Below are 19,865 nucleotides of genomic sequence, written 5' to 3'. Positions count from 1 at the left end.
TATTGTCAGACGGTCTTCAAAATAAAGTCATTTTTCAACAAGTTGCCGAGTTATTACAAAATGCCCGACAACAGGTTTTACGTACCGTAAATTCAACGATGACAATTACTTATTTTGAGATTGGAAGAATTATTGTTGAAGAAGAACAAAATGGGAAAGACCGTGCTCAATATGGGAAACAGCTTTTAAAAGATCTTTCGAAGCAATTAACTAAAGAATTTGGGAGGGGCTTTTCTATTGATAATTTGGAGAATATGAGGAAGCTCTTTTTGACTTTCTCAAAATCCGAGACACTGTCTCGGATTTTGGAAATTCAAAAACCCCAGTCAGTGACTGAGGAATTCAAATCTCAAAAAACGCAGTCAGTGACTGCGCAATTCAATAAAGTAGATTATCAAACCTTGGCTTCGTTTTTTAAATTGACTTTTAGCCATTATATTTTTTTAATGCGAATTGATGATGAAAAGGAAAGACGCTTTTACAAAATAGAATCTGAAAAATACAATTGGAGCGTTCGAGAGTTAAAACGCCAATACGATACGGCGCTTTATACAAGATTGGCATTAAGCAGGGATAAAGAAGGAATATTAAAACTTTCTGAGAAGGGGCAAATAATAGAAAAGCCAAAAGATCTTATCAAAGATCCTTATATACTTGAATTTTTGGGATTACCAGAATTGCATCAATATTCTGAATCGCAGTTAGAAGAAGAAATCATTAGTAAACTAGAACATTTTTTACTAGAATTAGGTCATGGTTTTACTTTTGTAGCAAGACAAGAAAGAATTACATTTGATGATAAGCATTTTAGAATCGATTTGGTTTTTTACAATAGAATACTAAGATGTTTTGTCCTTATTGATCTTAAAATTGGTGAATTAAAACATCAGGATTTAGGGCAAATGCAAATGTATGTCAATTATTATGACAGAAAAATGAGATTGGAAGATGAAAATAAAACTATCGGAATTGTACTTTGTCAAAATAAAAGTGAATCAGTAGTAAAATATACTCTACCCGAAAACAACGAGCAAATTTTTGCCAGTAAATATAAAACCGTTTTACCAAGCGTTGAGGTTTTAAAACAACTCATCGAAAACAAATATTAAAATTATAATTTCGAATATAATTAAATGAAAGACGAAGAAGACGATAACATAATTCCAAACGACGACGAGAATAATTCAGATGAAAATCCGATTGATGATAATCAAGATGGAGAAGATGATGAAATTATTAACGTAGATGCTAAACATTTTGAAGGTCAGCATTTTTACGAGAATGACGGAGAAGATGGTCAGGATACGATTACGAAAGTAACCGGAATGTACAAAGACTGGTTCTTAGATTATGCTTCGTACGTAATTTTAGAGCGTGCAGTGCCAGCGATCGAAGATGGTTTTAAACCTGTTCAGCGTCGTATTATGCACTCTCTAAAAGAATTGGATGATGGTCGTTATAATAAAGTTGCCAATGTTGTAGGTCACACCATGCAGTATCACCCACACGGAGATGCTAGTATTGGTGATGCTATGGTACAAATTGGTCAAAAAGATTTATTGATAGATTGCCAGGGAAACTGGGGAAATATATTAACAGGCGATGGAGCAGCTGCTTCGCGTTATATTGAAGCACGTTTATCAAAATTTGCTTTGGAGGTTTTGTATTCTCCAAAAATTACAGATTGGGGCGTTTCATATGATGGTCGTCGTGCAGAACCAAACAATCTTCCGGTAAAGTTCCCGTTGCTTTTGGCACAAGGAGCAGAGGGTATTGCAGTTGGACTTTCGACAAAAGTTTTGCCTCACAACTTCAATGAGTTAATTGATGCTTCGATTAAGATATTAAAAGGAAAACCTTTTACACTATATCCTGATTTCATGACGCAGGGTATTGCCGATGTATCAAATTATAATGACGGACTTCGTGGCGGACGTGTGCGTGTGCGTGCTAAAATTGCCCAATTAGACAAGAATACATTGGTGATAACGCAAATTCCGTTTTCGACCAATACCACGACTTTGATTGATAGTATTTTGAAAGCCAATGAAAAAGGTAAAATCAAAATCAAGAAAATCGAAGATAATACTGCTGCTGATGTTGAAATTTTAATTCATCTTTTCCCGGGTGTTTCACCAGACAAAACAATTGATGCCTTGTTTGCCTTTACAGCTTGCGAAACATCTGTTGCACCTTTAGGTTGCGTTATCGAAGATAATAAGCCGTTGTTTATTGGAGTTTCTGAAATGTTGAAAATTTCGACACACAGAACTCAGGATTTACTTCGTCAGGAATTAGAAATTCAGCTGGAAGAATTAAAAAATAAATGGCATTTTTCTACATTAGAAAAAATCTTCATTCGTGAAGAAATGTACATTGATTTCAAATTATATTCAGATAGAGAATCACTTTACAAATATTTATACGACCGTTTTGAGCCTTTCAAAAAATCATTTGTTAGAGATATCAACGATGATGATTTACAGCGTTTGACTCAAATTCCAATGATTCGTATTACACGTTTTGACTCTGATAAAGCCGATGATTTTATCTCGAAGTTAGAAGATGAAATGAAAGAGGTAGAGCATCATTTAGAAAATCTAACCGATTTTGCGATTGCTTATTTCGCCAAATTAAAAGAGAAATACGGAAAAGGGCGCGAACGCCAGACAGAACTTCGTGTTTTTGATAACGTTGAGGCAACGAAAGTTGTTTTACGTAACACAAAACTATATGTAAACCGCGAAGAAGGTTTCGTAGGAACGAGCTTGAAGAAAGATGAATATGTAGGAGATTGTTCTGATATTGATGATGTTATCGTGTTTTTGCGCGATGGAACATTGATGATTACAAAAGTCGACTCGAAAACCTTTATAGGAAAAGATATTATACACGTTGCCGTTTTTGATAAAAGCGATAAGCGTACGATTTACAACATGATGTATCGCGATGGTAAATCAGGTCCTTCATACATCAAACGTTTTAATGTTAGCGGTGTAACACGTGATAAAGCCTACGATTTAACAAATGGAACAAATGGTTCGCAAGTAGTGTATTTTTCGCATAACCCGAATGGAGAAGCTGAGGTTGTTACAATTTTACTCCGTCAGATAGGAACGATTAAAAAACTGAAATTCGATATTGATTTTGCAAAGCTGGCTATTAAAGGTCGTGCTTCAAAAGGAAATTTGGTTACAAAATATCCAATCAAGAAAATTGAATTAAAAGAAAAAGGAATTTCGACTTTACTACCAAGAAAAGTTTGGTTTGACGATACGGTAAAACGTTTAAATGTTGATGCAAGAGGTGAATTATTGGGCGAATTTAAACCAAGCGACAAAATTTTGATCATCAGTCAAAGTGGAAAAATAAAAGTTATTATTCCAGAATTGTCAACTCATTTTGAGGAAGATATGATTGTTTTAGAAAAGTGGAAGCCTAAAAAACCAATTTCGGCTATTTATTATGATGGAGAAAAAGAGCGTTATTTCTTGAAACGTTTCCTTGTAGAAAATGAAGGAAAAGAAGAAAGTTTTATTACAGATCATCCAAACTCACAATTAGAAATCGTTTCAACAGATTATCGTCCGTTGGCGCAATTGGTTTTTGCAAAAGTAAAAGGAGTTCAAAAAGAAGATTTGCATATTGATGTTGAAGATTTTATAGCAGTAAAAGGCTTTAAAGCATTAGGAAATCAATTAACAGCTGATAAATTAAAACAAGTTAATTTATTAGAACCACTTCCTTATGAAGAACCTGTTGAAGAAGTTCCTGAAAAACCAGAATTATCAGACGATGATTCGGTTGAAACAGAATTAGACGATGACGGCCAAATAGGTTTAGTTTTAGAATAAAAAAATAAAAAAACGCTAAGATGTTTAATTCTTAGCGTTTTTTTTACAAGTTATTTAAAGTTTAATTTTCAATAGAAGAAAGGACTTCTTCTTTAACCCATTTTACTTCATTGTTTTCAATTACAACAGAAATTGTATCGCCGTCTTTTACTTCACCAGCAATTATTTTTTTTGCCAACGGTCTTCTTAAATGGCTTCTAATAATACTTTTGATTGGTCTAGCGCCATATTTAGCATTATAACCATTTTCGGCAAGGTAAAGTTTTGCTTCCATCGGAATTTGAACTTTAATGTTGATGTTTTTTAATAAATCCATAAACTCTTTTTTAAGATGGATTTCGAATATTTTCAACGCATTTTCTTTACTTATTGGAGCAAAAGGTACAATTTCAGTCAAACGTCCTAAAAATTCAGGTCTGAAATAATTTCCCATAATTTCCATTAAAGAACTCGAAGCTGGGATTTGCCCGTTATTAAAAGTTTCAACAATATGATCTGACCCAATATTTGAGGTGAAAAGAATAATCGCATTCGAGAAATCACCTTCTTTTCCTAAACGGTCGTGCAGTTTTCCTTCGTCCATAATTTGCAGGAAAACATCAAATACAGAAGGATGCGCTTTTTCAATTTCATCAAATAAAACAATAGAATAAGGTTTTTGTCTAATTTTGTTTACCAATAACCCGCCTTCTTCATATCCCACATACCCTGGAGGCGCACCATAGAATGGGATTATTTGTGCGATAGTTTTATGAAAAATCTTAAAAATAGATCATCAAATGTGTTTCCATATCGTTTGTTTATAGATAAGTAGCATTTAAAAGGTTTGAAATTTATTCGAACCTTTTTTATTTAAAAAGATCATTCAAATTAATCTCTTTTTTCTCTCTTAACTTTTTTACAATTTTAAGAAATGCAATTGCAGTGATATAGGCATCGCCTAAAGCTGTATGACGGTCTTTTTTAGAAATATCAAATTTATCGGCAAGATCGTCCAAGGTGTAATGATCTTTGCGCTCAAACAAATGCGATTTAATTAAAGTTCTTTTATATAAATAAGCAGTATCTAAAGTTTTATTTGTGAGTTGAGGTAAGTTGTTTCTTTCTAGCGCTTTATTAATCATCGTAACATCAAAAATAGTATGATGTGCAATAATTATCGAATCTCCAAGAAAAACTAAAAACTGCTCTAAAGCCTCCATCTCAGTTGGGCGTTTTAAAACAAAATCTCTCAAAATTCCGTGAATCTGAGCCGTCGATTTATCGTAATGATCTTGCTGTAAATACACTTCAAAACTATTCTGAATAGCTATTGTACCATTTTGTAAAGCAAGCGCACCAATGCATAAAATTCGATCGTTTTCATAATCAAATCCCGTTGTTTCAGTGTCCAGAACTACAAAACGAGTTTCTTCGATAGTGATATTTTCATCGAATAGGGTTTCTTCTTTCTTCCAAAAATTGAATAAACTCATGATTATACCAGATTTGAAATATTAAAACGTACCGAAATAAGTTCCTGAAGTTCCTTAATAGTTTTAAAAGTACGTTTTAGTTTAATTTTTTCCATTTTAGATAAAGTTTCCAATGCAATAAATTGACCGGAATCGTTATGCAAAAGTCCTTGTTTCGTTCTAAACTTCAATAAAGCTTTAAACGAGTATGAGCAAGACAAATACAATTCTCTATTATTAGGCTCTAATTCGGCTAGTTTTTCGAATCGCGCCGCTGTATTGCTTATAGATTTAACTGAATGTGATAAAATTAAAACTCTTGCAGCATCCGTCAACGGCATTAAAGCTCTCCTTTTGATGTCAAAATTGTCTTTGTTGGCACCGTCTTGTTCTACTAGAAACTGTCTGAAAAAACCGGTTGGAGATGGACTTTGCAAAGCACCACTCACCAAATGCACATAAAAAACCGGATTTGCTTTTACATCTTCAAAAATAAAGTCCGAGAGTTCATTCACCATTTCGGCATCGCCATAGGTTAAACTATAATCAAAAAATATAAAAGACAGTAAAACTTCATTTTTCCCTGGATTTGTAATCCAATAATGAACTTGGTTTTTCCATTCGTCAAGACTCATACACCATTTTGGGTTGGACGCCATCATTTCGGCAGGGCAATAATCATAACCAATATCAAAAAGACCTTTATTGACAAGAGCAGCAAATTTTAAAAAGTATATTTTAGTTTCATCTTTAAAAACCTCCGAAACATTCTCATAAACAATAGCATTATCCTGATCTGTATGAAGCATTTGTTCGCTTCGACCTTGACTTCCTAAAGCTAGCCAAGCAAATTTAACTGGTGGTGGACTGCTCATTTTTTTTAAAGACATTTCGATCACGCGTGTCGTGCAAGCTTCGTTTAATTCGGTTATGATTTTAGAAATTAAAGTCATCGGAATATTTTGATCTAAATATCCTTGAAGCAATTGCATTATTCGGGCTCTAATAGGTTTTATTTCCTTAACCTTTTTAACCCTTTTTAGCGCTTTTATTAAAACAGCAGGATTATTTCCTAGGGCTACCATTACGTCGTGTTTGGACAAAATACCAACAGCTTTTGTATTGTTCGTACCATCTTTAGTAAGGCATAAATGACTGATATTACTTTTCATCATTGCCATTTGAGCCTCAGTAACCGTCATTTTTTTAGGATACGTAATAACAGGTTTTGTCATTATCGTTTCGGCAGTTGTCATAATAGAATAATCTCCGGTAACAATTTTATTGCGAAGATCTTTATCTGTTAAAATCCCAATAGGGATCATTTCATCAACAATTAATATGGCTCCAACTTTATTTTGATTCATAATCTTTGCAGCATCTTTAACGGTTGTTGATGGACCGCAAGTCACAATTTTTTTAGAGTATTTTATAGGTGCTAAATCAAAGGAGTCGTGGTTTGAATTCAGATTTTCTTGAAGCAAATCATCGCCATATAATTTATCTTTATGAATGTCTGAATAAGGATTTCGGGTGTTTGAGGCGTAACTTTCTATTAAAAAATTACCAACAGTTCTATTCTCAAGCGCATAAGGTTTAAAAACCGAAATAGGAATGGCATATAAAATCGTTTCTTCAAACGCGATGGCTTCCATAATATAGTTTTCCTGTGCCAAAAGCGGACGCAGACCAAAAATATCTCCTTCGTCGCACATGTCTAAAACATTGTTCTTAGCGCTTTTTTTAAGTGCAACAGCGCCTTTGTGTACGACATAGAAGGAATCGTGTGTTTTTTCGCTTTCGGCAAAAATAACAGCATCTTTATCTTTATAAACAATAGATATTTGTTCAGATAATTTTTCAAGATCCTTTTGGTGCAAAAAGCTAAAAGGAGGAAAGTCCTTTAAAAAGTCGGCAACTCTATGCGAAATCGTGTTTTTCATGCTTAAGATTTAGGTTCTAAAGTACTATTTAAAATAGAAATGTAAAAGAAACACCTATTTTTTTAAGGTTCAAAGTTGCAAAGAAATAAAGGGGCAAAGGTTTTTCTATTTTTTGATAGTAAAATTGATGTGTCTTTTACCTTGTTTGTATATCAAAAAAAAAGCTCCAAATGGAACTTTTAAATTATGATTTAAGATTGTTTTTTCCTGATTCTCATATTGATAAATTCAACAGCCAGCGAAAAAGAAATAGCAAAATACAAATAACCTTTTGGTACTGCGCCTATGTGTTCGCCAGCAAGTGTAGCGTTTGATAAATGCATACTTTCTGTGATTAACATGAATCCTATCAAAATTAAAAATGAAAGTCCTAAAATTTGAATAGAAGGGTTTTTGTTGACAAAATTCCCAACCGGAACTGCAAACAGCATCATTACTAAAACCGAAATCACAACAGCTGTAATCATAATAGTTAAAGCACCGTGCACGCCATTTGTCATACCAACTGCAGTTAAAATAGAATCGACAGAAAAAATTAAATCAATCAATAGAATTTGTACAATAACATTTGAAAATGATTTTTTTGCAGCCGTTTCGATGGTCTTTTCTTCGTCGCCTTTATGATCAACTTTTTCGCTTATTTCTTTGGTACTTTTATAAATTAAAAATAGACCTCCCAAAAATAAAATCAAAGCCTGACCAGTAAAATCACCTTCAAACCAACCCCAATGAATACTAAATATTGTGGCTTTCATTGCAATTAAATAGGAGATTCCCATTAATAAAGCAATACGCATAAACATAGCCAAAAACAAACCAATTCGAGTGGCTCTTTTACGATCCTCTTCGGGTAATTTTCCTGTTACTATCGATATAAAAATGATATTGTCAATTCCTAAAACAATTTCAAGAAAAGTCAAAGTCAATAAGGCAATCCATGCATCGGGATTCAAAAATACTTCCATCCAATAAATTGTTTTAGTTATGTAAATTCGATTATCTATTCGACTCTTACAACAGTTCCGCGTTGTTTTTGGTCCGAACCTACCATTCCAAATTCAAACGTATAAGAATCCTTAGAAGTTGTTAAGATCTTCATACTAATAGCCTTTTCTTCCGCCATATTTTTCGGATGTTTCTTCTCCAAAATATATTCACAATCACTTACCCAACGTACAGTTGCGGTATCTGTTTTTCCTTCAAAAGTTTCAATTTCAATGCCGTCTTTACGTTCAAAAATTGTTGTTTTTTTAACCCCATTTACTTCAAACTCAAATTTGAATTTTCCGTTTTTAAAATCTTTGCAATTGTGCTCGGCATTATAACAAGATACTAAGGCAAGAAATGGCAATAAGAATATAATTTTTTTCATGATTTAATTTAAGTTGTTTTTTTAGGAGCTGTTTTCTGCTTTCTATTTCAATCAGGGCAAAAAGCTACAAAAGATTTTATGTCATCCTGAACGGGGTCGAAGAATCGTTTTTAAAAAGGCTTTGACTTCGGCAAGTCTGACAAAAGTATTACTTCAATCTCTTTAGCTCGTCATCGGTAAAGTTCTTGATTTCTTTTTCTTTGGCAAACTTTTCGGCATTATAATTACCGGATTTATTTCGCGGAATCGATAAACTATCCCAACTACTGTTTTTTAATTGTTTAGCATAAAAAACAATTTGCCCAATATGATATGGATAATGTGCTAATTGGCGATTAATTGCTTCAATAACAGTATGACCTTCATTTCGGATATAAATAATGTCTGAAAGTTGCTCTGGCTTTAAATCATTCAATGTGTTTTCAAAGCAATCCCAGCCTTTATTCCAAACAATAAGAACTTCTTCTTTTGATTTTAAATCATTTTCAAATTCAGCATCACGGTTGCGCCATTCTTTTTCACCGTCAGAAGTAAGAAAGTCAGTCCATCTCGAAAGCATATTTCCGGATATATGCTTAATTATTGTTGCAATACTATTTGTGTCTTCGTTTAGAGATACAAAAAGCTGCTCTGGTTCTAATTGATGTATTGCTTTTTCGCCCAACATTTTATAGTATAGGAATTGTTTTTTAACGCTTTCTAAGTAACATTCGTTTACTTCCATGATTATAAAATTTTATGAAGTTGGAATTGTGTTTTTTTCGCTACCAATAGCACGAATTTACACAAATTAATAATTATTATGGTAAAATAAAATCCGAGAAGATTCTTGTAATTTGTGACAACCTTAAAAAAAGATAAAGATTTTTAAACAATCTTAATATCATATTTATCTAAAAGACCTACAATTCCCTCATTAGAAAATTGCGCTTTTCGCATCGGATTAAATTCCGGATCAATTTTGTAATTGTATGCTGTTTTAAAATTAACAGCTGCTAATTGTGTATCATTAAAAATGGCACCTTCTAAATTGCAATTATCAAAAATGGAACTCGTTAAATTGGTTCCTATAAAGGTAACATCTCGCAAAGATGAATTTATGAATTTTGTTTTGGGCATTTTTTTATTAGAGAATGCTGCATAATCCAGCGTACATTCTTCAAAATAAACCTGAAATAAAAAATCGTCACATTCGTTAAAAGCAATTCCAAGAAGTTTACAATTTTTAAAAGTTACGTTTTTTAAACTCGTACCAGATAAACTGGTCATTGACAAATTGCAATCGATAAATTCGCAATCTAAAAATGAATTGTAAGCAAAATTACTATTCGAGAAATCACAGTTTTTAAAAACACAATCTTCAAACTCTCTATTGTTTATTTTTTTGTCAATGTAAATGACTTTTTCGAACGTTTTCTGAATGTGAATTATACCTTCCATGAATTGTTTTAGATAAATGATTTTTTTAATTGTAGAGATTCTTTATAAAACCTGTTGGGTTTGTTTAGAAGACTAACTTAGTCATTAAACAACCCTTTCATAATAATTTTCAATCCATAAAAAATTAAGAACATAGCACTTAAACAAGCTACAATTCCGATTCCTAAAACCAAATAATGCCAGTTAGTATGCTGATTCATAAAAGCATTATAAATCAACGATGGACCAATAAATAATAAAGGCAGTGAACCTGATAGATATTTAATTCCTTTTCCTAATAATTCTTTATTTGTTGCCATGTTTTTTATTTTGTTTTAGGTTTCAAGTTGTTGTGGTTAAACGACCAAACAGAAAACCTTTTACTTTTTATAATTATCAACAGCGTTTCTCACACTGCCGTATTTTTTTAATAATTCTGAAGCTTCTTCATAAGAAACCTGAATTTCGTCTATAATCATTTTAACTCCGCGATCGACCAATTTTACATTGCTCAATTGCATATCAACCATCTTATTTCCTTTTACTTTTCCAAGTTGAATCATTGCAGCAGTCGAAATCATATTAAGAACTAATTTTTGAGCAGTTCCGGCTTTCATTCTGGAGCTTCCGGTAATAAATTCAGGACCAACAACTACTTCAATTGGAAACTGTGCTGTAAGCGCCAAAGGGCTTCCTTGATTACAAGTGATACAACCGGTAACAATATTATTTTGGTTACAAGTTTCTAAACCACCAATAACATAAGGAGTTGTTCCAGAAGCTGCAATACCAATTACCACATCGTTTGCACCAATATTATGGGCTTGTAAATCGATCCAGGCTTGTGTAGCATTATCTTCGGCATTTTCTACGGCACGACGAATAGCGGTATCTCCACCAGCAATAATTCCATTTACTAAGTCAAATGGAACTCCAAAAGTAGGAGGGCATTCTGAGGCATCAACAATACCTAAACGACCAGATGTCCCGGCTCCGATATAGAATAATCGACCGCCCAATTTTAATTTGGTTACCACTTGTGCTACTAAAGCTTCTACTTGGGGTATGGCTTTTTCGACGGCATCAGGAACAGTTTTGTCTTCTTTATTGATGTTAATTAGCAATTCATGAACCGACATTTTTTCTAAATGCTCGTATTTTGAAGCTTCCTCAGTAATTTTCGTGAATGTCATTTTTATTTGTTATTGGACAGGTCAAAATTAATCTTTTTTATTTCAATCGCGAAATTTAGAGCATAAAGTCACAATGATTTACGATCTTTTTTTCATGTTAATTTATTATTTGTATAGACTGTTTTTTTGTAGTTAGGTTACACAAACTAAAATATTATATTTGTTACATATTAAAAAAATGGATGGATAAATTAAGCTTTTTAGACGGTATTGCTCACATTGCTGTTTTTGTTTCGTTACTATTAGCATTATTTTTATTAACGGTAAAAACCGAAAATAAGTTAGCAAATCGCTTATTTGCTTGGTTTATTATTTTTTCGGCAATTGATTTTACTGGACTTTTTACTTATTCATTTCCTCAGAAATATGCAGATTTAGAGCTTATAAGAAGTACAATTTGTTTACTGGAAATGCCTTTAATTTATCTTTATGTTTTAGCGGTTTGTTACAACGATTTTAGATTGAAGTGGAAACATTTGGTATATACGCTTCCATTTGTTGTTATGAATTTAGTTTTGGTACCAAGATTTTACTCGCAATCAGGTATAGCAAAAGAGCAATTCATTGCTCATTTTAATCAAATGCCTGAGGTTTACTTTTTTCAGATTTTAATCGAAATTCAATATTGGTTTTATATCATTAGTATTTTTTTGGTTTTAAAAAAATACCGAAAAATTTATCTGGAAAATTATACCAATCCCGGTTATTCTACTTACAAATGGCTTTTTCAGATGAATTGTGTTTTTGCAGTAATGCATTCTATTACGGCTTCTAAAAATTTATTGCGTTATACGGCTTCCAGAGACGTTTTTTTGTGGGGAAATGTGCTTATGGTATGCGCGGCTTTAGTTGTAATATGCTGGTTTGTAATGAAAGCTTTGAATCATCCCGAGCTTTTTAGAGGAATTAATTCTAATATAGCACTAACAAAAGATTTGCTTCCAAGGGAAAGTGTTGTTGCGCCTGAAAAAGTAAACGATCTGGACGAAGTTACTTCTTCTAAAATTTTAGCACTAAAAAAGTACATGACAGAAAAAGAGCCTTATCTGGATCCGTCACTTACCATACAAGAACTTTCGAATCAAATTAATATTCCGGTTCGAGATTTATCTGTTTTGATCAATCATCATATGGATCAGCATTTTTTTGATTTTGTAAATGAATATCGCATTCAAAAAGCAATGAATATTTTAAAAGATCAGTCTAAAAGCCAACTTACTGTTTTAGAAATTTTATACGAAGTTGGTTTTAACTCCAAATCCTCGTTTAACACTTCTTTTAAAAAATATACGAATTTAACACCTACAGCTTATAGAAACGCTTCGTCATAATTGAATCGTGCTTAAGAACTAAAATATTATATTTGTTAAATAATCTAAAAAATATAATGGATATAGATAGCGTTTTAAGTGTTATGAGCTGGATTTCAGTTTTTGTTTCATTATTGTTGGCATTCTTTTTATTAACTGTAAAAACTCAAAATAAATTAGCAAACAGGCTTTTTGCTTTGTACTTACTGCTTTTTGCAATTGATAATATTGGAATTTTTATTAGCGAAGATTTTATTAGAAGTCATTTTAATTCAGAATTTTTTAGATGGACTACTTGCGCTTTAACACTTCCTGTTTTCTATTTGTATATTGTATCGGTTTGTTTTACTGATTTTCGATTACAAGCCAAGCATTTAATTCATGTAGTTCCATTTGTAATAGTTAATGTGTTTTTTGCATTTAGACTCTATTTTTTGAGCAATGCCGAAAAAATAGAATTTTACGACCATCGTAGTCAGTTAATTGAGTTGTACGGCTTACAGATAATTTTAGGTGTGCAAATTGTGGTGTATAGTATTGGAGTATTTTTGGCTTTAAAAAGGTATAAAGAAATATATCAGGAAAATTATACCAATCCTAAAACTTCTATTTTTAAATGGTTGTTTCAATTATCGACCGCGATCTTTATGTTGTATTATTTAGCAATAGGAAAGAACATTATAAGATATACTGATTTTGATGCTTTGTGGATTTGGGCAAATGTTGTAATGCAGTTTTTGGCTTTAATAGTCACTTGTTGGTTTGTATTAAAAGCGCTTAATCATCCTGAACTTTTTAGAGGTATCGATTCAAAATTAGAATTGGCAAAAGATATTCTGCCTAAGAAAAATGAAAATATTAGCGAAGTAAAAGACCTTCAAAACGATATTATTTCGACTCAAATTTTGGCTTTGAAACAATACATGACCGAGAAAGAACCATTTCTAGATCCATCGCTTACAATACTGGAACTTTCTAACCAGATTGAGATTCCGGTTCGTGATTTATCTGTTTTGATTAATCATCATATGGATCAGCATTTTTTCGATTTTGTAAACGAATATCGTATTCAAAAAGCCATGAGTATTTTAAAAAATCCTTCAAAAAGTGATTTAACAGTCTTAGAAATTTTATACGAAGTAGGTTTTAATTCAAAATCATCCTTTAATACTTCTTTTAAAAAATATACCAATTTAACACCTACAGCTTATAGAAACGCTTCATAATTAACGGTTTGTAAAAAGTCGTACTTCGAGCTTAATAAAGTCGAACTGATTTCCTGAGCAGAAATTGGTTCGACTTTTTTTTGTCGGTCGCATACAGAGAATTTCTAAGGCAACTTTGCTTCAAATTAATCGAACAAGTTAAAACTAGAAATTATGAAAAATGTTTACCACCTTATTTTTTTACTCTTGCCTTTGTTTTGTGTAGCGCAGACCACTGTAAAATTAAAAGGAAAAATAGCGAGCGAAACAACAGTATTAGAATGGGCAGATATTTCGGTATCAAATTTAGAGGGAAAAATTGTAGACGGAACAACAAGTAAAAAAGACGGTTCGTTTGAAATTAATCTGAAAGAAGGTTTATATAAAGTAGAAATTAGTCTTTTGGGATTTGCAGGTTTTGAAAAAGAGTTTGCAATTCAAAAAGATATCGATTTAAATACTATAGTATTAAAAGAGAACGCTACAAATTTAGGCGAGGTTGTAATTAAAACTAAAAAAAATACCATTGAACAAAAAACAGATCGTTTGGTGTACAATTTTGAGAATAATGTAACTACTGTTGGCGGTGATGCTTTAAGTGCTATAAATACGGCTCCTGGCGTTGCAGTACAGAATAATGCGATTAATATATTAGGAAAAGGAACTTCGCGTGTTATGATTGATGGAAGAATGATTGAATTAACGGGCGAGGAGCTGAATAATTTCCTGAAATCTATTTCGGCTAGTGATATTAAGAACATTGAAATTATTAGCAATCCATCGGCAAAATATGAAGCTGAGGGAACTGGCGGATTAATTAATATTGTAATGAAAAAAGGGGCTCGCGATTCTTGGAAAAACACTACTACAGCTTCTTATGATCAAAATAAATATGGAATTTTTGCTTTGAGAAATAATTTCTTTTATAATAAAAATAAGTTTAGGTTTTCGGCGAGCGTTAACGGAAAAACAGGCGCTAGAAACATTAAAGAATCTCTTGATATGTATTTTGTCGAAGGACCTTCGAAAATGAATGCGATAACGAAATTAAATGAAGGAAACCTTTCTGGGAAACTGGCTTTGGATTATGATTTATCGGATAAAACAACCATTGGATTTCAATTTTTAAATGATAATAGCAATCCTGATTTTAATTCTGATATTAGAATTAATAATTATAATGCTCAAAATCAATTAGACAATTATATTATTAATAAGAGTTTCTTAGACAGAAAAACGGGCAATCAGACTTATAATTTGCATTTAATTACAAAGCTTGATTCTCTTAACCGAAAGTTGTCATTTGACGTTGATTTCTTTAATTATGATTCAAAATTCGACAGAGAATTTCTGGCAAATAATTATACATCAGATGGTACTTTTGTTGACGTAAATCAATCGGGACGAAATCTTTCGAATCAGGGAATTGATAATTTGAGTTTTAAGGCTGATATGGAACATCCGCTTGAAGCCTTAAATTTATCTTATGGAGCTAAAGTGAGTTTTACAGAAAGTAATAGTGATGTTGTTTTTTTTAATACAATTAACGGAACTCCCGAATTGGATTTGAATCAATCGAATAGATTTAAATATACCGAAAACAATCAGGCAGTTTATATTAGTGGTGAGAAAAAGATTAATGAAAAATGGAATTTTCAGCTTGGACTTCGATTAGAAAACACACAAACGACTGGTTTTTCGGAAAACCTAAATCAGGAAACGATAAACAATTATTTAAAATTATTTCCCACCTTTTATAGCTCTTATAAAAGAAATGAAAACAATAGTTTTAGTTTGAATTACGGAAGAAGAATTCGCAGACCAAGTTTTAGTTTATTAAATCCGTTTCGAATTTACATTAGCAGTAATAGTTATTCTGAAGGAAATCCGTTCTTGAAACCTTCTTTTAATGATAATTTTGAATTTGCGCATTCGTATAAAAAATCGTTAAGATCTAGTGTTTTCGTAAATGTGGTTACAGATGGTTATGGTGTAATATTTACTGCAAACCCAGAAACTATGACGCAAATTGTGTCTAGAGATAATTATTTTAAAGGAATTAACTATGGAATTGGAGAAGTATATTCGGTCGAATTTGCAGATTGGTGGGAGAGCGAGAACTCATTGTATTTTTTAGGTTCGGATATTAAATTCATAAAAGATATCAATGCAACTCCGTCAAATAGTCTTCAAGTAGATTTTTCGACAAATAATACTTTTTCTTTGGGTAAAGCGACTAAACTGCAAGTAGATTTTAATTATACTACACCTTATAAAAGTGGTTTGTATGACACAGGATATGTATCAAGTTTGAATATTGGTTTTAAACAAGATTTGTTAAACAAAGCTTTGCAAATTTCGGTTTTAGTAAATGATATTTTTAATACGTCTTACTTGAAAAATGATGTATCGATTGTAAATGGCGTAAAGCAAGTTTATAACCAAAATGAAAGTAACCGATTTGCACGTTTATCTGTAGTTTACAATTTTGGAAATAAAAAGATTAATGTGAACGAACGCAAATTTGGAAATGAAGAGGAGAAAAAGAGGGCTAATTAGATAATTTGTCCATTAGAAAATTAGATAATTTTAAAGTATCCTAACAGGTTTTTTAAACCTGTTAGGTATTTTTTTTGAATATGGTAGTTTCTTAATTTTTGCGTTAGTGATAGGAGCGAATGTTACTAAGTTAAGCTTTTAGAAAAAAAATATACTCGGGCAAAGACGTATTTTAACCACAATATTGTCATTTCGAGGAACGAGAAATCTCCGCGAGAAGCTCGACAGAGATTAGATTCTCGTTGCGGAGTTACTTACGGAGATTTGCTTCGCTTGTTTGCTATCGCTCGAGTCTCGTTCCTCGAAATGACAAAACCTTGCAGATTTTGTGTCTTTTCGAGGTCTTTTCTCGCTATAAAATTATAGATTGTCTTAATTAAAGGTCACGACCAAATTATAAAAAGAATGCCAATAGAATTCCTAGAACAATCATAGAAACTTTGGCTACATTAAATTTATGTCCTTCGCTGCTTTCAAATATAATGGTCGACGAAATATGGAATAAAATACCAATTACAATTGCTGTTATTTCAGTATAATATTCGTTTAAAAAAGGTAAATATTCTGATGCAATAGTTCCAAGCGGAGTCATAAGTGCAAAAGTAAGCATGAACGCAAAAATGGCTTTTTTGTCCAGACTTGCATTGATGAAAAATGTGGTTAAAATCACTGCAATTGGCAAATGATGGATGGCGATTCCGACTGCTAAATCGTGATGATGACTTACCGGAAATCCTTCAAGAAAGGCATGAATGCATAAACTTATAAATAGTAACCACGGAATTTGATACATTTTGGCATGTCCGTGCACGTGTCCGTGTTCTGCGCCCTTTGAGAAAAACTCTAAGATGATCTGGAATAAAATCCCGACCATGATAAATAAACCAATATTATGATTGTGTGACTCGTAAACTTCCGGCAAAAGATGCATTACTGTCAAGGATAATAAAAATGAACCGCTAAAAGCTAGTAATAATTTTAGGTTGGTTTTGTTTTTTGGTTTTAAAAACAAAGCCACACCATAGCCTAAAAGTACAGAGAATAAGGGTAATAGGTAATTCATTTTTTAATGTTTAACCGTTGATTTGTTTAGTCGTTTAATTGTTTTTTTGTTTAGCGATTAAACGGTTCAACAATTAAACGATTCACCAATTTACTTAAAAATCATGATTAATCTTTCGCTTTCGGTTTTATGAAATTTTTTGAGTTTATAATCTCCAAAAATATCCAACAGAAAAATTCCCGCTTCATCCATCAAGTCCTGAAAGTCTTTTAAAGTTAAAGCTTTTACTTTTTCGGTAAAATGAAATTTTCTGCCTTGATCTTCAAAATCTATTTCTTTAAAAATATGTCCGTCTTCAACATATCTTTTAATTTTAAAATCGATTCCGTCAACGGTTTTTACTTCTTCAGGAACAAGAGTTTCAATTACCTGATTAACGTTCATAAAATCAATAACCGCAAAACCATATTCAGATAAACTTTCTTTAATAGCTTTAAGAGTAGTTAAATTATCATCGTCACTTTCAAAATATCCAAAACTGGTAAATAAATTAAAAATAGCATCGAATTTTTCTTCAAATGGTTCACGCATATCGTGCACTTTAAAGTGCAGCGTTTCGTTACTGTTTTTGCTGGCTTCGGCAATACTGTTTTCAGACAAATCTGCGCCTAAAACATTAAAGCCTAATTGATTTAGGTAAATAGAATGACGCCCTTTTCCGCAGGCCAGATCAAGAACCTTAGCTTTTTCAGGAAGATTTAGATAATGCGTAAGATTATCCATAAAAATCTGAGCTTCGCGATAATTTCGGTCTTTATAAAGTATGTGATAATAAGGAGTGTCAAACCACGACGTAAACCAATTTTCGGTGTTACGTTCCTGATTTGGTGTTGATGAGTTTGCTGCGTCAGACATTTATTCTATTTCAATTAATTCAAAGTCCCGCAAATTTAGTGTATTTTTGCCGAAAAATAACTATTTCGCGATGATACCTAAATAAACCTTAGTATACGTCTGGGATTGGAGTTGTTTTTTAATACAAAAATAAAGATGGAAGAAAATTTTAGAATGATTGCCAAATGTTTTTTTGGTTTCGAAGAAATATTAGAGAATGAATTGCGTGCTCTTGGTGCTCAGGATGTCGAAAAAGGAGTGAGAATGGTAAGCTTTAAAGGCGATAAAGGTTTTATGTACAAAGCCAATTTATCGTTGCGTACAGCGCTTAAAGTTTTAAAACCAATTTACTCGTTTAGAGCAAACAACGAACAAGCCTTATATAAAGGAATTTCGGGCGTAAATTGGTCTAAGTTGCTAAATGCTAACCAGACTTTTGTGATAGATGCAACGGTTCACTCAACTTATTTTAATCACTCAGAGTTTGTTTCTCAAAAATGTAAAGATGCAATTGTAGATCAATTTAGAGAAAGAACAGGTCAGCGTCCAAGTATTGATAAAGCGCATCCAGATTTACGAATCAATGTTCATATCGACAAAGATCAAGTTTCGGTTGCTTTAGATACTTCTGGAAATTCATTGCACCAACGTGGTTATAGAACTGCGACGAATATCGCGCCAATCAACGAAGTTTTGGCAGCAGGAGTTTTATTATTATCAGGTTGGGAAGGACAATGTCACTTTTTGGACCCAATGTGTGGTTCTGGAACTTTCTTGGCAGAAGCAGCTATGATTGCTTGTAATATTCCGGCGAACATTAATCGTAAAGAATTTGCTTTCGAAAAATGGAAAGATTGGGATAACGATTTGTTCGAACAAATTGTAAACAGTTTGATGAAGAAAACAAAAGAATTTCATTATACAATTAAAGGTTTTGATAAAGCGCCAAGTGCTGTAAGCAAAGCCAAAGACAATATTAGAAACGCCAATTTAGAAGATTACATTACCATTCAGGAAGAGAACTTTTTTGATACTGAAAAAGAGGTAGAAGGAAAACTTCATATGGTATTTAATCCGCCTTATGATGAGCGTTTGGATATTCATATGGAAGAATTCTATAAGAATATTGGAGATACTTTAAAGAAAAGCTACCCGGGAACAAACGCCTGGTTTATTACAGCAAATCTTGAAGCCTTAAAATTTGTTGGATTAAAACCTTCACGCAAAATCAAACTTTTCAACGCAAGTCTTGAAGCACGTTTGGTAAAATACGAGATGTACGAAGGAAGTAAGAGAACGAAGTTTCAGGTTAACGAATAATAGGTTTATAGGTTCAGAGGTGCAAAACGACAAAGGTTTTGCTTTGCACCTCTGAACCTTTGTAACTTTGAACCTTAAAAGAAAAAAAATGACAAAACTACAAGTAAGAGCTTTTTTATATCAATTAGGATGTTTCGCAATTCTTTTTATTGCAGGAAGATATATAGTAGCTACATATACGGGATTAACTGGACTTTGGATTCCGATGACTGCTTTTATAGTGGCAACGTTGATTTCTCCTAAATTTCAGGCAGTAAAGACAAAAGACGGAGAAAAACTTTTTATGAAGTGGATCTTTATAAAAGGAATTAGAGAAATTGGATAAATAATTTAGTTTTA

17 protein-coding genes and 1 pseudogene are annotated in these 19,865 nt (G+C 32.4%); 7 read left to right on the top strand and 11 right to left on the bottom strand.

The genetic code is table 11. From position 1 onward, the window contains the following. Nucleotides 1–2: 2 nt before the first annotated feature. On the top strand, nucleotides 3–1,109 hold the full coding sequence (locus IW18_RS12190; protein ID WP_041518038.1) for a PDDEXK nuclease domain-containing protein: 1,107 nt from the start codon (nucleotides 3–5) through the stop codon (nucleotides 1,107–1,109). A 24-nt stretch (nucleotides 1,110–1,133) separates the two neighbouring features. Continuing rightward, the gene (locus tag IW18_RS12185; RefSeq protein ID WP_041518036.1) at nucleotides 1,134–3,854 is read left to right on the top strand and encodes a DNA gyrase/topoisomerase IV subunit A; all 2,721 of its coding nucleotides are present in this window, start codon (nucleotides 1,134–1,136) and stop codon (nucleotides 3,852–3,854) included. Between the two features lie 61 nt (nucleotides 3,855–3,915). Here the strand turns inward: IW18_RS12185 and IW18_RS12180 are convergent. The 9 genes and pseudogenes from IW18_RS12180 to murQ all read right to left on the bottom strand — a co-directional run. Next, nucleotides 3,916–4,578 (bottom strand): annotated as a pseudogene (locus IW18_RS12180) (AAA family ATPase); the annotation flags it as partial. Between the two features lie 124 nt (nucleotides 4,579–4,702). Beyond that, nucleotides 4,703–5,329 (bottom strand): 3'-5' exonuclease, encoded by a 627-nt coding sequence (locus tag IW18_RS12175; RefSeq protein ID WP_041518033.1) that lies wholly within the window; start codon nucleotides 5,327–5,329, stop codon nucleotides 4,703–4,705. 2 nt (nucleotides 5,330–5,331) lie between these two features. Further along, a complete protein-coding gene (locus tag IW18_RS12170; protein ID WP_041518031.1) occupies nucleotides 5,332–7,251 on the bottom strand; it encodes a DUF294 nucleotidyltransferase-like domain-containing protein in 1,920 nt (639 codons plus the stop codon). 191 nt (nucleotides 7,252–7,442) lie between these two features. Next, on the bottom strand, nucleotides 7,443–8,216 hold the full coding sequence (locus tag IW18_RS12165) for a TerC family protein (RefSeq protein ID WP_041518029.1): 774 nt from the start codon (nucleotides 8,214–8,216) through the stop codon (nucleotides 7,443–7,445). Nucleotides 8,217–8,251: 35 nt separating this feature from the next. Further along, nucleotides 8,252–8,623 (bottom strand): hypothetical protein, encoded by a 372-nt coding sequence (locus IW18_RS12160; RefSeq protein WP_041518028.1) that lies wholly within the window; start codon nucleotides 8,621–8,623, stop codon nucleotides 8,252–8,254. 148 nt (nucleotides 8,624–8,771) lie between these two features. After that, complete coding sequence (locus tag IW18_RS12155; RefSeq protein WP_041518026.1) at nucleotides 8,772–9,347, bottom strand: DUF1572 family protein; 576 nt, start codon at nucleotides 9,345–9,347, stop codon at nucleotides 8,772–8,774. 143 nt (nucleotides 9,348–9,490) lie between these two features. Further along, nucleotides 9,491–10,063: a pentapeptide repeat-containing protein gene (locus IW18_RS12150; protein WP_041518025.1), complete on the bottom strand. Its 573-nt coding sequence runs from the start codon at nucleotides 10,061–10,063 to the stop codon at nucleotides 9,491–9,493. A gap of 77 nt (nucleotides 10,064–10,140) precedes the next feature. Then, entirely contained in the window at nucleotides 10,141–10,362 is a 222-nt protein-coding gene (locus tag IW18_RS12145) for a DUF6095 family protein (RefSeq protein WP_017498392.1), read from the bottom strand. Between the two features lie 60 nt (nucleotides 10,363–10,422). Further along, nucleotides 10,423–11,235 (bottom strand): N-acetylmuramic acid 6-phosphate etherase, encoded by an 813-nt coding sequence (murQ, locus tag IW18_RS12140; protein ID WP_041518024.1) that lies wholly within the window; start codon nucleotides 11,233–11,235, stop codon nucleotides 10,423–10,425. Nucleotides 11,236–11,417: 182 nt separating this feature from the next. Between murQ and IW18_RS12135 the strand changes: the two genes are divergently transcribed. From IW18_RS12135 to IW18_RS12125, 3 genes are all read left to right on the top strand, one after another. Further along, complete coding sequence (locus tag IW18_RS12135; protein WP_041518022.1) at nucleotides 11,418–12,566, top strand: helix-turn-helix domain-containing protein; 1,149 nt, start codon at nucleotides 11,418–11,420, stop codon at nucleotides 12,564–12,566. 56 nt (nucleotides 12,567–12,622) lie between these two features. Next, the gene (locus IW18_RS12130) at nucleotides 12,623–13,771 is read left to right on the top strand and encodes a helix-turn-helix domain-containing protein (RefSeq protein ID WP_041518021.1); all 1,149 of its coding nucleotides are present in this window, start codon (nucleotides 12,623–12,625) and stop codon (nucleotides 13,769–13,771) included. Between the two features lie 153 nt (nucleotides 13,772–13,924). Further along, a complete protein-coding gene (locus tag IW18_RS12125) occupies nucleotides 13,925–16,309 on the top strand; it encodes a TonB-dependent receptor domain-containing protein (protein ID WP_041518019.1) in 2,385 nt (794 codons plus the stop codon). A 394-nt stretch (nucleotides 16,310–16,703) separates the two neighbouring features. Here the strand turns inward: IW18_RS12125 and IW18_RS12120 are convergent, their stop codons facing one another. Both IW18_RS12120 and IW18_RS12115 read right to left on the bottom strand, forming a co-directional pair. After that, on the bottom strand, nucleotides 16,704–17,372 hold the full coding sequence (locus IW18_RS12120) for a ZIP family metal transporter (RefSeq protein WP_041518018.1): 669 nt from the start codon (nucleotides 17,370–17,372) through the stop codon (nucleotides 16,704–16,706). 90 nt (nucleotides 17,373–17,462) lie between these two features. Next, entirely contained in the window at nucleotides 17,463–18,227 is a 765-nt protein-coding gene (locus IW18_RS12115; RefSeq protein ID WP_041518017.1) for a class I SAM-dependent methyltransferase, read from the bottom strand. Nucleotides 18,228–18,362: 135 nt separating this feature from the next. On the opposite strand from IW18_RS12115, the gene IW18_RS12110 reads away from it, so the two are divergent. Then, nucleotides 18,363–19,526, top strand: coding sequence for a THUMP domain-containing class I SAM-dependent RNA methyltransferase (locus IW18_RS12110; RefSeq protein WP_041518015.1), 1,164 nt, complete (start codon nucleotides 18,363–18,365; stop codon nucleotides 19,524–19,526). Nucleotides 19,527–19,614: 88 nt separating this feature from the next. Continuing rightward, nucleotides 19,615–19,851 carry a hypothetical protein gene (locus tag IW18_RS12105; protein WP_041518014.1) on the top strand — a complete coding sequence of 79 codons (237 nt, stop codon included), beginning with the start codon at nucleotides 19,615–19,617 and terminating at the stop codon, nucleotides 19,849–19,851. Nucleotides 19,852–19,865 lie beyond the last annotated feature (14 nt).

The sequence above is a fragment of the Flavobacterium hibernum genome (assembly GCF_000832125.1).
GTDB lineage: Bacteria > Bacteroidota > Bacteroidia > Flavobacteriales > Flavobacteriaceae > Flavobacterium > Flavobacterium hibernum.
The sequence above is the reverse complement of the archived record's forward strand: the minus strand, read 5'-3'. Positions and strand labels throughout refer to the sequence as shown.